A 15,924-nucleotide genomic window follows, 5' to 3' on the forward strand; every position below is an offset into this window, starting at 1 on the left:
AATCCGGGGGAGGTATAGCAGGGTCGGGGCGCCGGGGGGAACTGACGCCTCCTACCGCCCCCCGCTGTGGCTGTAGTCGTACTGCACCCGCGGTGCCGTTCCGGAACCGCCGGCGATCTTTTCGATCAGCGAGCCGATGCCGCCACCGGACCGCGCATCCGCCGACGCCATCGGCACGCCGCCGGGGGGCACGACGCCCGGCTGCAGGCTTCCCGGCGGCGGGCTCCAGGCGGGGGCGCCGTCCAGGCCGGGGAGCGGGCGGGCGGGCTTGCCGGCATGGGCGTCCAGCATGAACTCGCGCCACAGCTTGGCCGGCAGCGTGCCGCCGGTGACCTTCTTCATCGCCTCGTTGTTGTCGTTGCCCAGCCAGACGCCGGCGACCAGATCGGCGGTGAAGCCGACGAACCAGGCGTCGTGATAGTCCTGGGTGGTGCCGGACTTGGCCGCCGCCGGCCGGTTCAGCTTCGCGCTGCGGCCGGTGCCGTACTCCAGCACGCCGGTCATCATCTGCGACAGCTGCACCGCATGGGAGGGATCGACCACCGCCGCACCGCCGCCGCCCTGGCGCCGGTAGAGCACGGCGCCGTCGCGCCCCTTGATCTCGGTGATGGCATAGGCCCAGACCGGGACGCCGCGGTTGGCGATGCCGGCATAGGCGCGCACCAGCTCCAGCGGTGTCACCTCGCTGGTGCCGAGGCCCAGCGACAGGTCGCGGGTCAGTGGCGACGAGATGCCGAGGTTCGACGCGATGCGCCGCACCCGGTCGGTGCCGACCTTGTCGATCAGCCGTGCCGTCGCGGTGTTGGAGGAATGGGCGAGCGCCGCGGCCAGCGTGATGCTGCCGCGATACTTACCGTCATAGTTGCCGGGGCTCCAGTTGCCAAGCTGGACCGGGGCGTCGTCGATCATGCTGTCGGGGCTCCAGCCGGCCTCGAGCGCGGCCAGATAGACGAAGGGCTTGAAGGCCGATCCGGGCTGACGCAACGCCTGGGTGGCGCGGTTGAACTCGCTGCTGTCGTAATCGCGGCCGCCGACCAGGGCGCGCACCGCCCCGTCGGGGCTCATTGCGACCAGCGCCCCCTGGCGGACATTGGCGGCGACGCCGGGGCCGGCAAGCAGGGCCTCCAGCCGTTGTTCGGCGGCGCGCTGCATCTTCAGGTCCAGCGTGGTGCGGACGATCACGTCGCCATGGTCGGGACCGGCGAAGCCCGGCACCAGATCGGTCACCCAGTCGGCGAAATAGCGGCCGTCGCCGCCGGGCTTGCGCTTGGGCGACGGCTTGGCGGTGCGGGCTGCGTCATACTGCGCCTGGGTGAGGTAGCCGGCGTCCAGCATCGCCGCCATCACCACCCGTGCCCGCTCCGCCGATTCGTCGGGGTTGGAGCTGGGGGCGTAGCGCGACGGCGCCTTCAGCAGGCCGGCCAGCACGGCCGATTCGCGGACGTCGACCTCGGTCGCCGGCTTGCCGAAATAGGTGCGCGCGGCTGCGTCCACCCCGAAGGTGCCGGCGCCGAGATAGACGCGGTTCAGATAGGCGGTGAGGATCTGGTCCTTGGTGAAGCGGCTCTCCAGCCAGAGCGCCAGCATGGCTTCCTGAATCTTGCGCTTCAGCGATTTCTCGGGCGTCAGAAACAGGTTCTTGGCGAGCTGCTGGGTGATGGTGGAGCCACCCTGCACCGCCCGGCCGGAGCGCCAGTTGACGTAGACCGCGCGGGCGAGACCCAGCGGGTCGATGCCGAAATGGCTGTAGAAGCGGCGGTCCTCGATCGCCAGCACCGCCCCCACCAGATGCGGCGGCAGGTCGCGCACGCTGAGCGTCGTGCCGTGCAGGTCGCCGAAGCGGGCGAACTCGCTGCCGTCGGCGGCAAGCACCGTGATCGAGGCGCGCCGCTCGAACTGCGCCACCTTGGAGATGTCCGGCAGGTCGAGCGCGAACCAGGCCAGCACCGCCCCGAGAGCGATGCCGCACCAGATGGCGGCGACGAGGCCCCATTGCACCAGCCGTTTCATCCAGCCACTGCCTTTGCCCCCATTGTTGCGGGGCGGCTGCGGCGCCCGGCCGGGGCGCCCGCTCGGCGGGGACGGTGGTTGCGGCGGCTGGTTACCACCGGACCGGCGGGCAGGCGGCTTCGGTTTCGGCAAGGAGATCCTTGGAAGCGAAATGGACGGCAAGCCGAAGGACGGCAGCTTGAAGGCTGGCAGACCGCGGGACCGGCGGGGCTGCTGCTTGTACGGCGTGGCCGGCGGTGCGGCAGAGGGCGGAAACTTGCGGCGCGGCTTGTTCCGGCCAAGCTTGGACAGCCGGTCGCGGGCAAGATCGGCCGCCTTGGCGGCCAGCGCGCGGGTGACCTCGCCAGCCGTCAGACGGTCGAGCGCTGACGGATCTTCGCGGGTGCGGATCGGACGGGGGCCGGCGTAGAGCTGGCTGGCCCTGCGCTGGTCCGGGCCCATGGGATGGTCCGGTCGGTCGGCGGTCACGGCGCGCTCGCTTAGCCCCGTCAGGTCTGTGTGATGAGTGCGGGAAGCGTTCCCGCTTCGATCCTCATACGCCCACTGCCGCTTCCCCGGAAGGCCGGTCGGAAGCCGGCGATTATTTGTCTCCCGACCGTGGCGAAAGGATGACGCTATCCGAAATTTCGGGGGTGGGGAATCTACAGCGGCAGCGTCACCGTCGCGCGCAACCCGCCCTCGCTGCGGTTCGACAGGGTCACGTCGCCACCATGGCCGCGGATGATGCTGCGGGCGGTCGACAGGCCCAGCCCGACGCCGCCGGTGTCGCGGGACCGGGAGCGCTCCAGCCGGTAGAAGGGGGCGAAGACCTTCTCGAACTCCGCCTCCGGGATGCCGGGGCCGTCGTCGTCGATGTGGATCAGGGCGTTGCGATGCTGGCTTGCACCATCGGCGCCGGTCTCCAGCCGCACGGTGAAGCCGCCGCCATACTTGATGGCGTTGTCCATCAGGTTGGCGAGCGCGCGGCGCAGCGCCACCGGTCGGCCCTCCGCCACCACATGGGCCGGGCCGTCGTACAGCGCGCGGTGGCCGGCATCGACGCGGTCGTCGCACAGGCTTTGCAGAAGGTCGGCGAGGTCGAAGCGGCCGCGCGGCTCGCGCTGGGCATCGTCGCGGGCGAAGGCCAGCGTGGCGGAGATCATCGCCTCCATCTCGTCGAGGTCGGCCAGCATCCGCCGCTGCATCTCGGGATCGTCGACCAGCTCGGCGCGCAGGCGAAGCCGGGTGATCGGCGTGCGCAGGTCATGGCCGATCGCCGCCAGCATCTGGGTGCGGTCGGTCACGAAGCGGGCGAGCCGCGCCTGCATCCGGTTGAAGGCGCGGATGGCGGAGCGCAGCTCGCGCGGGCCTTCCTCCCGCAGGGGATCGGCCTGCCCGTCGACGCTGAGCCGTTCGGCAGCGGCGGCGAAACCGGCGAGCGGCGCCGCCGCCTTGCGGGCGGCCAGCAGCGAAACCACCAGGATCACCGCCGCCACCCCTCCCATCCACAGCACGAAGCGGACGACGCGGAACGGTCCGGGCAGCGGATCGCCGCCGGTGAAGCTGAGCCAGGAGCCGTCGCCGAGCCGCACCGACAGCCGGACATGGGGGCCCCAGCGCCGGGCATCGTCGCCGATGAAGGGCGGGCGGGGAGCAGCACGGTCGCGCAGCTCGCTCTCGCTGGGAAGCTGCACCTCCACCACGATGTTGTGTTCGGCGGTATCCAGCGAGTCGCGCAGCCGGTGCTTCAGCCCCTCGAACCGGCCGCTGGGAAAGGCATCGGGCCCGAGAGGAGGCGGACGGTCGGGGTGCCATTCGACGCGCAGCACCGGATCGTCGATGGCGCGCACCACGCGGTCGCGGCCGGGCGGCGGCGTGCTTTCCACCAGCTGGACGATGGCGGTGACGCGCTGGACCAGAATGTTGGGGCCGTGGATCGGCGGCCCCTCGCTGCGGTCGGTCAGATAGACCAGCGCGCTGATCGCCTGCGTCAGCAGCAGCGCCAGCACCAGCGTCATGGCGATCCGCGAGGCAAGGCTGTTGGGCAGGCGCAGGCGCGGACGGCGGACCGGGCGATGAGGGGTCGGGCCGGATTGGGCTGTTTCCGGCTGGACCGTTTTGGGCTGGGCCGTCACGGCGCGAGCCCGCCGCCCGAAAGGGACGGGCCGGCGACGGCCGGGGTGAACAGATAGCCGCCGCCGCGCACCGTCTTGATCAGCGTCGGGTCGGCCGGGTCGGGTTCGATCTTGCGGCGCAGCCGGCTGACCTGCACGTCGATGGAACGGTCGAAGGGAACCGCCGAGCGGCCGCGCGCCAGATCGAGAAGCTGGTCGCGGGTCAGCACCCGCTGCGGATGCTCGACGAAGGCGACCAGCAGGTCGTACTCGCCGGCCGACAACTGGACCAGCACCCCGTCGGGCGAGCGCAGCTCGCGCTTGGTGACGTCGAGCGACCAGCCCTCGAAGCGCAGCACCGTGCCGGCCGCCGCCGGGGCGCCGGCCACCGGCGGGGCGGAGGCGCGGCGCAGCACCGCCTTGATGCGGGCCAGCAGCTCGCGCGGGCTGAAGGGCTTCGCCAGATAATCGTCGGCGCCCATCTCCAGCCCGACGATGCGGTCGGTCTCCTCGCCCATCGCGGTCAGCATGATGACGGGGGTCTGCGCCGTCTGCGGCGAGGCGCGCAGCCGTCGGCAGAGCGACAGCCCGTCCTCCCCCGGCAGCATGAGGTCGAGCACGATCAGGTCGACGCGGGCGCCGTCGAGCGTGCGCATCATCTCCGCCCCGTCCCGGACCCCGGTGACCCGGAAGCCGTGCTTGGTCAGGAACTGGGCGACGAGGGAGCGGATTTCGCGGTCGTCGTCGACGACGAGAAGGTGGGGTGTGCGGTCCATGGAACCCATGATCGGGCGAGGCGCGTCGGCCGTGAAGGGGAAATGTGTAACGCCCGGTTACGGGGGCAGCCGTGGTTACACTCTGTTACCAAATGACCGGTTTGCGGACATTCGACCGCAACGTTCGGCGCCCAATCTCTGCTCATCGGAACAACGACGGGGAACGCCCCCTTGAACGTTCCAACGGAATAAGCCCCCTCCATCCGGGGTTTAGAGAGCAGACATACACTGAGGAGTCGACACCATGAAACGCGCCCTTCTGACGTCCGCCCTGCTGGTCGCCGGTCTTGGCGTGGCCGTTCCGGTCTTCGCCCAGGGCGGGCCGCAGCCGGGCGGTCCCGGCCCGGGCATGGGTCCCGGGGGACCCGACCACCATTTCGCCCGCATGTGCGAGGACCAGGAGGCCCGTCTGGCCGGCAAGCTGGCCTATGCGGAGAAGAAGCTGAAGATCACCGAGCAGCAGCGCGCCGCCTGGACCAAGTTCGCCGACGCCGCCCGCTCCAGCCTGAAGCCGACGCAGGATCTGTGCGTCAAGTTCAAGGACACCCCGCCGCCGGCAGCATTGCCGCAGCGCCTTGAGCGGGTCGAACAGATGATGCAGGCTCACCTGCAACAGCTCCAGACCGTCCGCCCGGCCCTGACCGACCTCTATGCCCAGCTGACCCCCGACCAGCAGAAGCAGGCCGACCATATGCTGAACCCGGGTCCGGGTGGCATGGGCGGCCATCATATGGGGCCGCACCATGGCGGCCCCATGGGTGACCATGACGGCCCGCGGCACGGCATGGGGCCGGGCAAGGGCCCCGGCCCGGGGCCGGTGCCGGCACCGCAGGAGCCGCCCAAGGGCTGACGTAACAGAAAGGCAAACGCAACAGGGACAGACAGGCTCCCGGCGGCAACCCCCAAGCCCCCCAACGCTGCCGCCGTGAGACTAAGGGCCGCCGAACCCCCATTCGGCGGCCCTAGTCATCTTGATGCACGCCGTCACCCTTCATCCTCCTCGTCTCGAAATCCGGGATGATCCCCATGAGTGCGCTCGATCTTTCTCCGCTGTTCTTCAGCCTGTCGGTCATGAAGCAGGATTACCAGCTGATCCTGGGTATCGCCCGGAGCGGGCTGAAGTCGCTCAGGATCCGCCGCGCGCCGGCACCGCAACGCTGACCGGCCTCAACCGGCAACACTCCTCCGACGCGGGCTTCCGGCGCAATCGCCAGACATCGCCAAGCCGCCGCTTGCATTGCGGCTTCCCGCACCCCAAAGCTTACCTCCATGATTTCGTCGACGGCTTCGGCCTCTCACGCTTCGGCGGCCGGCGGTCTCGGGCGGGGGGGCCGTGTGGTCGCCGTGCTCGGGCCGACCAACACCGGCAAGACCTATCTGGCGATCGAGCGCATGCTCGGTCACCGGTCCGGCATGATCGGCTTTCCCCTGCGCCTGCTGGCGCGGGAGAATTACGACCGCATCGTCGGGATCAAGGGGAAGAACGCGGTCGCGCTTGTCACGGGGGAGGAGAAGATCCTGCCCCCCAACCCGTCCTACTGGGTCTGCACCGTCGAATCGATGCCGCTGGACCGCGCCGTCGATTTCCTGGCGGTGGACGAGATCCAGCTCTGCGCCGATCCCGAGCGCGGCCACATCTTCACCGACCGGCTGCTGAACGCCCGCGGCATGGTCGAGACCATGGTGCTGGGATCCGATTCGATGCAGCCGATGATCCGCCGGCTCGTGCCGAAGGCGGAGTTCATCAGCCGGCCGCGCTTCTCCCAGCTGACCTATGCCGGCTACAGGAAGCTGACGCGGCTGCCGCCGCGCTCGGCGGTCGTCGCCTTTTCCGCCACCGACGTCTATTCCATCGCCGAGATGATCCGGCGCCAGCGCGGCGGCACCGCCGTGGTGCTGGGTGCGCTCAGCCCGCGCACCCGCAACGCGCAGGTGGGTCTCTATCAGGCGGGCGAGGTCGATTATCTGGTGGCGACCGACGCCATCGGCATGGGGCTGAACATGGATGTCGACCATGTCGCCTTCGCCCGCATCGTCAAGTTCGACGGCTTCGCCCCGCGCCGCCTGCGTCCCGCCGAAGTGGCGCAGATCGCCGGCCGCGCCGGGCGCCACATGCGCGACGGCACCTTCGGCACCACCGACGAGGTGGGGGAACTGGACGCCGATCTGGTCAATCGCGTCGAAAATCACGAGTTCGAGACGGTCAAGGCGCTGTCCTGGCGCAACAGCGACCTGCGCTTCGACACGCCGGGCTTCCTGCTGAAATCGCTGGAGGAGCGGGCGCCGATCCAGGAACTGTCGCGCGTCCGCGAGGCCGACGACCATCTGGCGCTCCAGGCGCTGGTGCGCGATCCGGAGATCATGGATCTCGCCCGCGGCCGCGATGCCGTGAAGCTGCTGTGGGAGGTCTGTCAGGTCCCCGACTTCCGCAAGGTGCTGTCGGACGCCCACACCAAGCTGCTGGCCCAGGTGTTCCGCAGCCTGCGCGGGCCCCTGCGACGGCTGGACGACGACTGGGTCGCCAAGCAGATCGCCCGGCTCGACCGGACCGAGGGCGACATCGACGCGCTGGTCGCCCGCATCGCCCATATCCGCACCTGGACCTACATCTCCAACCGGCCGACCTGGCTGAAGGACCCGCTGCACTGGCAGGAGCGCACCCGCTCCATCGAGGACCGGCTGTCCGACGCCCTGCACGAGCGGCTGACCCAACGCTTCATCGACCGCCGCTCCGCCACGCTGGCGCGGACGCTGAAGGACGGGCGCTCGCTGCTGGGCGGCGTGCGCGCCGACGGCGAGGTGGTGGTGGAGGGGCATGTCGTCGGCAAGCTGGAGGGCTTCCGCTTCGTTCCCGACGCCCCCGACCGCTCCGACGAAGCGAAATCGCTGCTGACGGCGGCTCGGCGGGCGCTGCGGGATGAACTCGCCAAGCGGCTGCGCGCCTTCGAGGCGGAGCCGGACGACGCCTTCGCGCTCGGAGCCGATGGGGTGCTGAGCGCCGACAATCTGCCGGTGGCGCGGCTGGCTGCCGGGCCGTCGGTGCTGGCGCCGCTGGTGGTGCCCTTCGACGAGGGCATGCTGGATCAGGCCCAGCGCGAGCGGGTGCGGGCGCGGCTGGAGCGCTGGCTGAAAGACCACATCGCTGCCCGGTTGAAGCCGTTGTTCGCGCTGTCCGCCGCCGAAGGATTTTCCGGCGCCGGCCGCGGGCTGGCCTTCCAGCTGGTCGAGGGGCTGGGCGTGCTGCCGCGCGCGCCGGTCGCCGACATGGTCGAACGGCTGGAGCGTGAGGACCGCAAGGCCCTGACGAAGCTCGGCGTCCGGCTGGGGGTGTCGCACCTCTATCTGACGGCGTTGGCCAAACCGGCGGCGGTGACCCTGCGCGGGCTGCTGTGGGCGGTGTCGACGGGGCATCCGCTGCCGGTACCGGTCCCGCCGCCCGGCCGCGTCTCGGTCGAGACGCCACCGGTAAAGCAGGGGCCGGTGAAGGAAGGCGGAGCGCCGCCGGCCTTCTGGGAGGCCATCGGCTATCCGCTGGCGGGCGGGCGGGCGCTGCGCGTCGACATGCTCGACCGGCTGGAGACGGAACTGCTGACCGCGTCCAAGGCGAACGCGCCGATCCGCGAGGTTGCGCTCGGCCAGCGCGTCGGCCTGTCGGCGGACGAGCTGGGGGCTGTGCTGACCGGCCTCGGCTATGTCCGCGCGGTGGGCGAGGACGGAGCGGTGACCTGGAAGCGGAAACGGCCGCAGCGGAGTCAGCAGGGGAACCGCCAGCGGCGGGAGAAGCCGACGAATGAGGACCACCCGTTCGCGAAGCTGCGGCAGCTTTCGGGGATGTGAGGGGACCGCTTCTGGCAGCGTCGGCCCCCCACCTCCCGCTTCCGGCGGCTACGGGATGGTCTGTCGGCAGCTTCCCAGCACGGCGGGCCTCAGGCCCAAGCGTTACGGCGTCCCAGCCATCTCGCGGTCGAAGCGGGCCAGCGCCTCTTCCAGACCCCACTGGACGCGCGCCTTCTCGCTGCGCGCGGTCAGCGGGCGGCAGGCGTCCTCGCGCATTTTCTCGCTCGCCGCCGGGGTGCAGCCGGGGGCGGACCACAGGCTGTCGCCGGGAAGGAAGCTGTGCTCCAGGCTGGCGCGTGCCAGTCCGACGAGGTCGGCATAGCCGAAGCCGAACTCCTCCACCGCGCGTTGCAGCTCGTTGGTCAGGTCGATCCGGCTCACGCCTTCATCGTCGGTCGACAGCACCACCGGCACCCCGGCGGCGCGATAGACCGGCAGGGGATGGGCCTTCCCGCTGACGCCCAGGATCTTGTCGTTGCTGGTCAGGTTGACCTCCACCGCCACCTTGCGCTCGGCCATCATGCGCAGCAGGCCCCGGGGATCGTCCTCATACATCACGTCGACGCCATGGCCGATGCGCTTGGCCCCGGCGATCTCGACCGCCTTGCGGATGTGGTCGCGCAGCCGTTCCGGCGGGACGAGGCCCAGCGTCAGTTCGCCGGCATGCAGGGCAATATTGGTGCCGGGCTGGCGCCGCTTCGCCTCCGCCACCATCCGCATGTGGAGGTCGTAATCCTCCAGCGCCACCGGGTTGTCCTCCGGCGCCACGAAGTTCAGGCCGACGACCCGCGGCTCCTGCGCTTCCAGCAGGGCGTTGAACAGGGTGGTGGCATAGACCGGGCCGGGGCTTTGCGTGCGCGACACCTGCTGGAGGTAGCGCACCGACACCGCACAGCCCGGCCGCGCCGTCGGCGTGCCGCAGCCAAGGACGCTGCGCATCCGCGCTTCCGCCGCGTCGATCTCCTGCCGGGCCGGGGCGATCAGCGCCGGCAGGCCGGCGGCGATCAGCTTGTCCGCGGTGCCCGACAGGTCGGCCGCCGCCTGCGGGGTCCAGGCGAAGGACTTGCCGATGGCGGCGGCCGGGCCGGTGCCGAAGGACACCATCAGCTCGACATGGCGCTCGCCCTGGCGGCCGGCGCGGTCCACCACCTCGGCCAGCAGGTCGCCGGTGGAATTGGCGGCGGCGCGGAAGCGGCCGAAGGTGGCGAAGAACTGGTCATGCAGGCTGTAGCCGGAGACCGGCAGCGCATCGCGCGTCGACAGCGCGTCCAGCGCCATCGGATACAGCACGCTGTCGGCGATCACCGCCGTTGCGCTCGGCCGGGCCGACTTGGCGTCGCCGCAGGGCGCCTGCGCCGTCGGAGCCACCAGCGTCAAGGCCTTGACGTCGAAGCAGAGGCCGGCGGCGGATGCCATCCGCATGTAAGTCTCGGCATAGACCGCACCGGTCAGGTGGTTGTGCAGGTCCGCACCCTTGGGCATGCGGTAGAGGAAGGCGCGCAGCTCCGGCGGGCTGCTCCGCACCGCCTCGAAGCGCCGTGCCGCCGCCAACCCAGCGACGTCGGCACCACCTATACCGGCGCCGGTGCCGCCCATTTCCGCCGTGGCACAGCCCGCCAGCAGCAGCGTCGCCGCCAGCGCGCCGATCACGCCGCCCTTCATGCGTCCCGTCATTCGTACATCTACCATGCACCCGACTCCTTCTTCTCCTTTTGCGAGTATGAATGCCGTGATAATCGCCTGTGTGCAATGACGGTGACGGGATCGAAAGGCTGTAGCGGTGCGGCAATTCCCGGTATGGTGCGGCGATCTTTTCGTGTTCCCGCCCATCCTGGAGCCCGCCGCGATGACCGACACCGCCGCCCCGACCCTGCTCGACGCCGCCAAGCGTTTCCGCAGCAACGATCTGGCGGGGGCGGAGCAGGTCTGCCGGGCGATCCTGGCGACCGACCCGCACAACGCCGGCGCCCTGCATCTGCTGGGACTGGTCGCCGCCCATACCGACCACCCGGAAAACGCGCTGGCCCTGTTCGCCCAGGCCATCGCGGAGGACGGCAACGACCCGTCCTTCCACAACAGCCGCGGCAGTCTGCTTTTCCAGCAGGGCCGCCCGGCGGAGGCGGAGGAGGCGTTCCGCGCCGGTCTCGCCATCAACCCCCGCCTGCCCGAACTGCACGGCAACCTCGGCAACGCGCTGAAGGCGCAAAGCCGGGTGGAGGAGGCGGCGGACTGCTTCCGCGCCGCGCTCGACCTCCGGCCCGAGGCGCCGGAGATGCACCATTTCCTAGCCGCCACCCTGCGCGAGCTGGGTGAGTTGGAGACGGCGGAGGAGCATTTCCGCACCGCGCTGGCCCAGGCGCCCGACTATCTCGACGTGCATTACAGCCTGGCCGAACTGCTCTCCACCCGCGGCCGGCTGGCGGAGGCGGAGGCGGAGTTCCGCATCGTGCTGGCCGCCGCCCCGCGCTTCATCCCGGCCCAGGTCGGGCTTGCCCATGTGCTGCAAAGCCTCGACCGCGCCAACGAGGCGATCGAGGTGATCGAGGCGGCGCGCGAACAGGCGCCCGACCACCCGATGGTGAAGTTCACCCGCCGGCTGATCTACTCCAACGCGGTGCCCGGCTGGCACCTGCCGATGATCAATGATTTCGAGCGCAACGAGGCCTACAAGCAGTCGCTGGAACGGGCGGTGAAGCCCGACTCGCTGGTGCTGGAGATCGGCACCGGCTCCGGCATCGTCGCCATGATGGCGGCGCGCGCCGGTGCGAAGAAGGTGGTGACCTGCGAGGTCAACCCGATCCTCGCCCGCGTCGCCAAGGAGACGGTGGCGCGCAACGGCTATGCCGGCCGCATCGACGTGGTGCCGCGCCTGTCGACCCAGCTGACGGTGGGCGAGGGCGGCGACCTGCCGGAGAAGGCCGACGTCTTCGTCTCCGAACTCATCAACATCGGCATGCTGGCCCCGCGCATGCTGTCGGTGCTGCAACATGCCCGCACCCATCTGGTGAAGCCGGGCGGCGCCATCATCCCGCGCGCCTCCACCGTCTACGCCATGCTGGTGGAGACGCCGGAACTGGCGCGCATCAACCCGGTGGAAGCGATCGACGGCTTCGACATGGGCAGCTTCGACGTCTTCCGCTCCCCGGGCTACCAGCAGATCGACCTCGGCGCCGACGCCCATACCCCGTTGTCCAAGCCCTTCACCGCGCTCGATTTCGACTTCACCCGCAACATGCCGGAGGAGGGCGAGCGGGTGATCGACGTGACCATCGTCACCGCCGGTACCTGCCACGGCGTCGCCTTCTGGTTCGACCTCTTCATGGATGACGAGGTGGTCTACAAGTCGGAAAGCCGCGCCCGCACCAACCACTGGAAGCAGGCGATGACCTTCCTGGAAAAGCCGATCGGGCTGTCGGCCGGCGACCGCCTGCGCATCGTCGCCCGCTACGACAACAACCAGATCTCCTTCGGGGTGGATGGGCTAACCGGAGGGGCGCGCGGGTGAGCGAGAGCACCCCTTCCAGCGACAGTCCCTCCCGGCGGTCCATCGCCTCCTGGTGCCTCTACGACTGGGCGAACTCGGCCTACAACACCATCATCACCACCTTCGTCTTCTCGGTTTATTTCGCCCGCGGCGTCGTCGGCGATCCGGTCGAGGGCACAGCGCGGTGGAGTGCGGCCATGACCGTGGCCGGCGTCGCCATCGCGTTTCTCAGCCCGGTGCTGGGGGCCATCGCCGACCGCGCCGGGCGGCGCAAGCCGTGGCTTGCCCTGTTCACCCTGGTGACCGTCCTGTTCACCGCCGCCTTGTGGTGGGTCAGGCCCGATCCGGCCGACGCCGGCTTCGCGCTCGCTTGCGTCGTGGTCGCCACCGTGGCGTTCGAGCTGGCCAACGTCTTCTACAACGCCACCCTGCCGGGGCTGGTGCCGGCGCGGCTGCTCGGCCGGGTGTCGGGCTGGGGCTGGGGGATCGGCTATTTCGGCGGGCTGGCCTGCCTCGTCCTGGCACTGGTCGGTTTCGTCAAGGCACCGGCGCCGCTGTTCGGCCTGTTCGGGATGGAGTGGGCCGACTGGGGGGCACAGGCCAATGTCCGCGCCACCGCGCTGCTGGCCGCCGTCTGGTACGGGCTGTTCGCGCTGCCCTATTTCCTGTGGGTGCCGGACGAGCCCGCCACCGGCCACGGCCTGCTGCGGGCAGCGCGCGAGGGGGTGGCGACGCTGGCCGCCACGCTGCGTCAGGCCCGGCGCTACCGCGAGGTCGGTCGCTTTTTGATCGCCAGCGCCTTCTACCGCGACGGCATCAACACCATCACCGCGTTCGGCGGACTCTTCGCCGCCGGCAGCTTCGGCATGAGCTTCGAGGAGATCCTGGTCTTCGCCATCGCGCTGAACGTGGTGGCGGGGGCGGGGGCCATCGGCTTCGCCTGGATGGACGACCGGGCGGGAGCGAAGCCGGTGATCCTCATCGCGCTGGCCGGCATGACCGTCTGCTCGGTCCCGCTTCTGCTGGCGACCGAGCGGCTGTGGTTCTGGATCTTCGCGCTGGGGCTGGGGCTGTTCTTCGGGCCGGCGCAGGCGGCCGGGCGGTCGATGATGGCGCGTCTCGCGCCGCCGGGCATGGCGGGAGAAATGTTCGGGCTCTACGGCCTGACCGGCCGATTCGTCGGCTTCTTCGGGCCGCTGCTGTTCGGGCTGGCGACCCAGGCCTTCGCCAGCCAGCGTGCCGGCATGGCGACGGTTCTGGCTTTCTTCGCCATCGGCTTCGGGCTTATGCTGGCGGTTCGCGAACCGGCCCGTTAGAAAAGGGCCTGTGTCAAAGCGCCGCACACGAGACCATTCGAGGGCAGAGCTGTTACCTTCGTTTTTGCTGCGACGCACAAAAGTCGAAGCCGAGGGGTACGGACCATGCTGCACATCAAAGACATCGAAGCCTTCGCCCGGATCAACGAGGCCCTGAACGACGACCAGACGGCGGCCGATCAGGCCGGCCATGACACGTCCGCCACGGGGCCGGCCCATCCGGCACTGGTGATGGCGATGCTGGCCACCGGCCGCCTTCCCCTGTCTGCCCTGTCCAACGCCGCCGCCAACCCGCAGGACGCCACGCCGAAGGCCGCCGACCCGCTGGCACCTTGGAGCCGGATGTTCCGCCGAACCTGACTGTTCACAACAGCGACAGCTGGTCCCCCGCGGCCGGCGGCAGCCGGAAGCGGCTGCAATCGAGCTGCCAGCTCCGGGCACCCAGCCCATGCCGCTTGCAGGCCAGCTTGAAGCGATGGAGCAAAAGCTCGGCGTAAGGGCCGGTTCCCTTCATCCGCGTGCCGAAGCCGGACCGGTAGAGTTCCCCGTCGCGGCTCTGCCGCATCAGGCTCAGCACGCGGTCGGCCCGGTTGGGGACGTGGACGCGCAGCCATTCCTCGAACAGGGTGGCGATCTCCAGCGGCAGGCGCAGCAGGATATAGTTGGCGGCACTCGCCCCGGCCCCGGCGGCAGCCGCCAGGATCGCCTCCAGCTCATGATCGTTCAGGGCGGGGATCATCGGGCTGGCGAGCACGGCTACCGGCACGCCGGCCTCCGTCAGGGCGCGGATCGCCTCCAGCCGGCGCGGCGGGGTGCTGGCCCGCGGCTCCATCACGCGGGCGAGGTTGCGGTCCAGCGTGGTGACGGAGATCGCCACCGACGCCATTCCCTGTGCGGCCATCGGCGCCAGGATGTCGAGGTCGCGCAGCACCAAAGCCGATTTGGTGATGATGCTGACCGGCTGGTTGAAGTCGCGGCAGACCTCCAGCACCTGGCGGGTGATGAGCTCCGTCCGCTCGACGGGCTGGTAGGGGTCGGTGTTGGCCCCCAGCGCCAGCGGCTGGCAGACATAGGATTTCGCCCGCAGTTCCTTGGCCAGCAGCTCCGCCGCGTTGCGCTTGGCGAACAGCTTCGTCTCGAAATCCAGCCCCGGCGACAGGCCCAGATACGCATGGGTCGGCCGGGCGAAGCAGTAGATGCAGGCGTGCTCGCAGCCCTGGTACGGGTTCACCGAGCGGTCGAAGGGAATGTCCGGTGACTGGTTGCTGGTGATGATCGACTTGGCCGAGGCCGGGGAGATGGTGGTGCGGACCGGGTCGGACAGCGCCTCGTTGCCGCCGTCCCGATAACCGGTCCAGCCGTCGTCGGTCAGAACGCGGGTCTCGCGCTCAAACCGCCCGGTGGCGTTGGTGACCGCTCCGCGGCCCTTGATCGGCGGTCGCTGTATCTCGTCCATACCCGCAGCTTAGCCGCGGCAGACTGGAACGTAAAGTGAACAAGCGGGTTGTCCTGCCGTCTATCCGGCCGCCATCAACCGGGCGTGGTGTTCGCGGATCCGCCGCTCCCAGCTGGCGGTGAAGAACAGGCCGTCGCGCGCCGCGAAGGCGGCCAGTGCCCGTTCTCGGAAGGCGGGGCCGGCGCCGGACTGGCGGTGGGCGTCGACGCGCTCCGCCATTTCCGCCCAGTCGCCGAGGATCAGCGCGCCGCATTCCCGATAGAGCGGGTCGAGCAGGCTGGTCCGCACCACCGGCACCGCGCCGGCCGCCAGCGTTTCCCAGAAGCGCAGCGTGTCGACGCCGTTGCCGCGCGGGCAGATCACATAGCGCGACCGCCCCAGCAGGTGCAGATAGGCTTCGTAGCCCAGCCGCTCCTGGGAAACGAACACCCCGTCGGTGGGGATGGCGTGGCGTTCCGGGTTGGTGTCGGACATGGCGGTCAGCAGGATGTCGATCGTCCGCTGTTCCCAGGGCTGCCCGCCCACCGCAGCCAGGATCACCCTCAGATCGCCGTGCGGACGCTCCCGTTCGGTGAAGCCGATGGGCACCTGCAGGATCTTCTCCGACCAGAGCGGCAGGTTGGTGCCGCTCCACGACACCACGCGCTCGTCCCTGGCAAGGTCGGCGAAGTCGGACGGTGTGTTGTCGCTGATGCCGGTCACCAGCCCGAACGGCACCCGGATATGGGCCATCGCCTTGATGAAGGCGGACAGCCCGTTGGTCTTCACATAGATCAGGTCGCCGGCGCGGATCGAATCGACGTCCAGCCGGTCGTGGTTGTGCAGCCGGGTGACGCCGGCCCGCCGGTAATAGTCCGCCGGCAGGTCCAGCACATGCGGGAAGCAGGGCGCCAGGCTGTTGTAGCGGAGAAGGCCGATCTCGGCGTCCGTGGGCATGCTTGCGTTCTCCCGT

General features: G+C 70.0%; 12 protein-coding genes. 6 read left to right on the forward strand and 6 right to left on the reverse strand.

Features of this window, described 5'->3' with window-relative positions; genetic code table 11:
• Positions 1-51: 51 nt before the first annotated feature.
• The 3 genes from E6C72_RS05350 to E6C72_RS05360 all read right to left on the reverse strand — a co-directional run bounded on the left by E6C72_RS05350 (position 52) and on the right by E6C72_RS05360 (position 4,879).
• Positions 52-2,478 (reverse strand): transglycosylase domain-containing protein, encoded by a 2,427-nt coding sequence (locus E6C72_RS05350; RefSeq protein WP_109444269.1) that lies wholly within the window; start codon positions 2,476-2,478, stop codon positions 52-54.
• Positions 2,479-2,651: 173 nt separating this feature from the next.
• On the reverse strand, positions 2,652-4,124 hold the full coding sequence (locus E6C72_RS05355) for an ATP-binding protein (protein WP_247876100.1): 1,473 nt from the start codon (positions 4,122-4,124) through the stop codon (positions 2,652-2,654).
• Entirely contained in the window at positions 4,121-4,879 is a 759-nt protein-coding gene (locus E6C72_RS05360) for a response regulator (RefSeq protein ID WP_109444267.1), read from the reverse strand. Before E6C72_RS05360 ends, E6C72_RS05355 begins: the two co-directional genes overlap by 4 nt.
• A gap of 244 nt (positions 4,880-5,123) precedes the next feature.
• Between E6C72_RS05360 and E6C72_RS05365 the strand changes: the two genes are divergently transcribed.
• The 3 genes from E6C72_RS05365 to E6C72_RS05370 all read left to right on the forward strand — a co-directional run bounded on the left by E6C72_RS05365 (position 5,124) and on the right by E6C72_RS05370 (position 8,716).
• A complete protein-coding gene (locus tag E6C72_RS05365) occupies positions 5,124-5,729 on the forward strand; it encodes a Spy/CpxP family protein refolding chaperone (protein ID WP_109444266.1) in 606 nt (201 codons plus the stop codon).
• 176 nt (positions 5,730-5,905) lie between these two features.
• Positions 5,906-6,040, forward strand: a complete 135-nt coding sequence (locus E6C72_RS32530) for a hypothetical protein (RefSeq protein WP_256379115.1) — start codon at positions 5,906-5,908, stop codon at positions 6,038-6,040.
• A 174-nt stretch (positions 6,041-6,214) separates the two neighbouring features.
• A complete protein-coding gene (locus E6C72_RS05370) occupies positions 6,215-8,716 on the forward strand; it encodes a helicase-related protein (RefSeq protein WP_109444265.1) in 2,502 nt (833 codons plus the stop codon).
• Positions 8,717-8,818: 102 nt separating this feature from the next.
• Here E6C72_RS05370 and E6C72_RS05375 read toward each other — a convergent pair whose 3' ends face one another.
• A complete protein-coding gene (locus E6C72_RS05375; RefSeq protein WP_136700663.1) occupies positions 8,819-10,405 on the reverse strand; it encodes an adenosine deaminase in 1,587 nt (528 codons plus the stop codon).
• A gap of 157 nt (positions 10,406-10,562) precedes the next feature.
• Here E6C72_RS05375 and E6C72_RS05380 point away from each other — a divergent pair, with 157 nt between their 5' ends.
• From E6C72_RS05380 to E6C72_RS05390, 3 genes are all read left to right on the forward strand, one after another.
• A complete protein-coding gene (locus E6C72_RS05380; protein WP_109864893.1) occupies positions 10,563-12,221 on the forward strand; it encodes a tetratricopeptide repeat protein in 1,659 nt (552 codons plus the stop codon).
• A complete protein-coding gene (locus E6C72_RS05385; RefSeq protein ID WP_109444263.1) occupies positions 12,218-13,516 on the forward strand; it encodes an MFS transporter in 1,299 nt (432 codons plus the stop codon). The genes E6C72_RS05380 and E6C72_RS05385 overlap by 4 nt, the downstream gene beginning before the upstream one ends.
• Positions 13,517-13,621: 105 nt before the next feature.
• On the forward strand, positions 13,622-13,876 hold the full coding sequence (locus E6C72_RS05390) for a hypothetical protein (RefSeq protein ID WP_109444262.1): 255 nt from the start codon (positions 13,622-13,624) through the stop codon (positions 13,874-13,876).
• A gap of 4 nt (positions 13,877-13,880) precedes the next feature.
• On the opposite strand, the gene E6C72_RS05395 is transcribed toward E6C72_RS05390, so the two are convergent.
• Entirely contained in the window at positions 13,881-14,972 is a 1,092-nt protein-coding gene (locus E6C72_RS05395; protein ID WP_109444261.1) for a PA0069 family radical SAM protein, read from the reverse strand.
• A gap of 60 nt (positions 14,973-15,032) precedes the next feature.
• Complete coding sequence (locus E6C72_RS05400; RefSeq protein ID WP_109444260.1) at positions 15,033-15,908, reverse strand: hypothetical protein; 876 nt, start codon at positions 15,906-15,908, stop codon at positions 15,033-15,035.
• Positions 15,909-15,924 lie beyond the last annotated feature (16 nt).

It is taken from the genome of Azospirillum sp. TSH100 (genome assembly GCF_004923295.1).
In the GTDB taxonomy this organism is placed as follows: Bacteria; Pseudomonadota; Alphaproteobacteria; order Azospirillales; family Azospirillaceae; genus Azospirillum.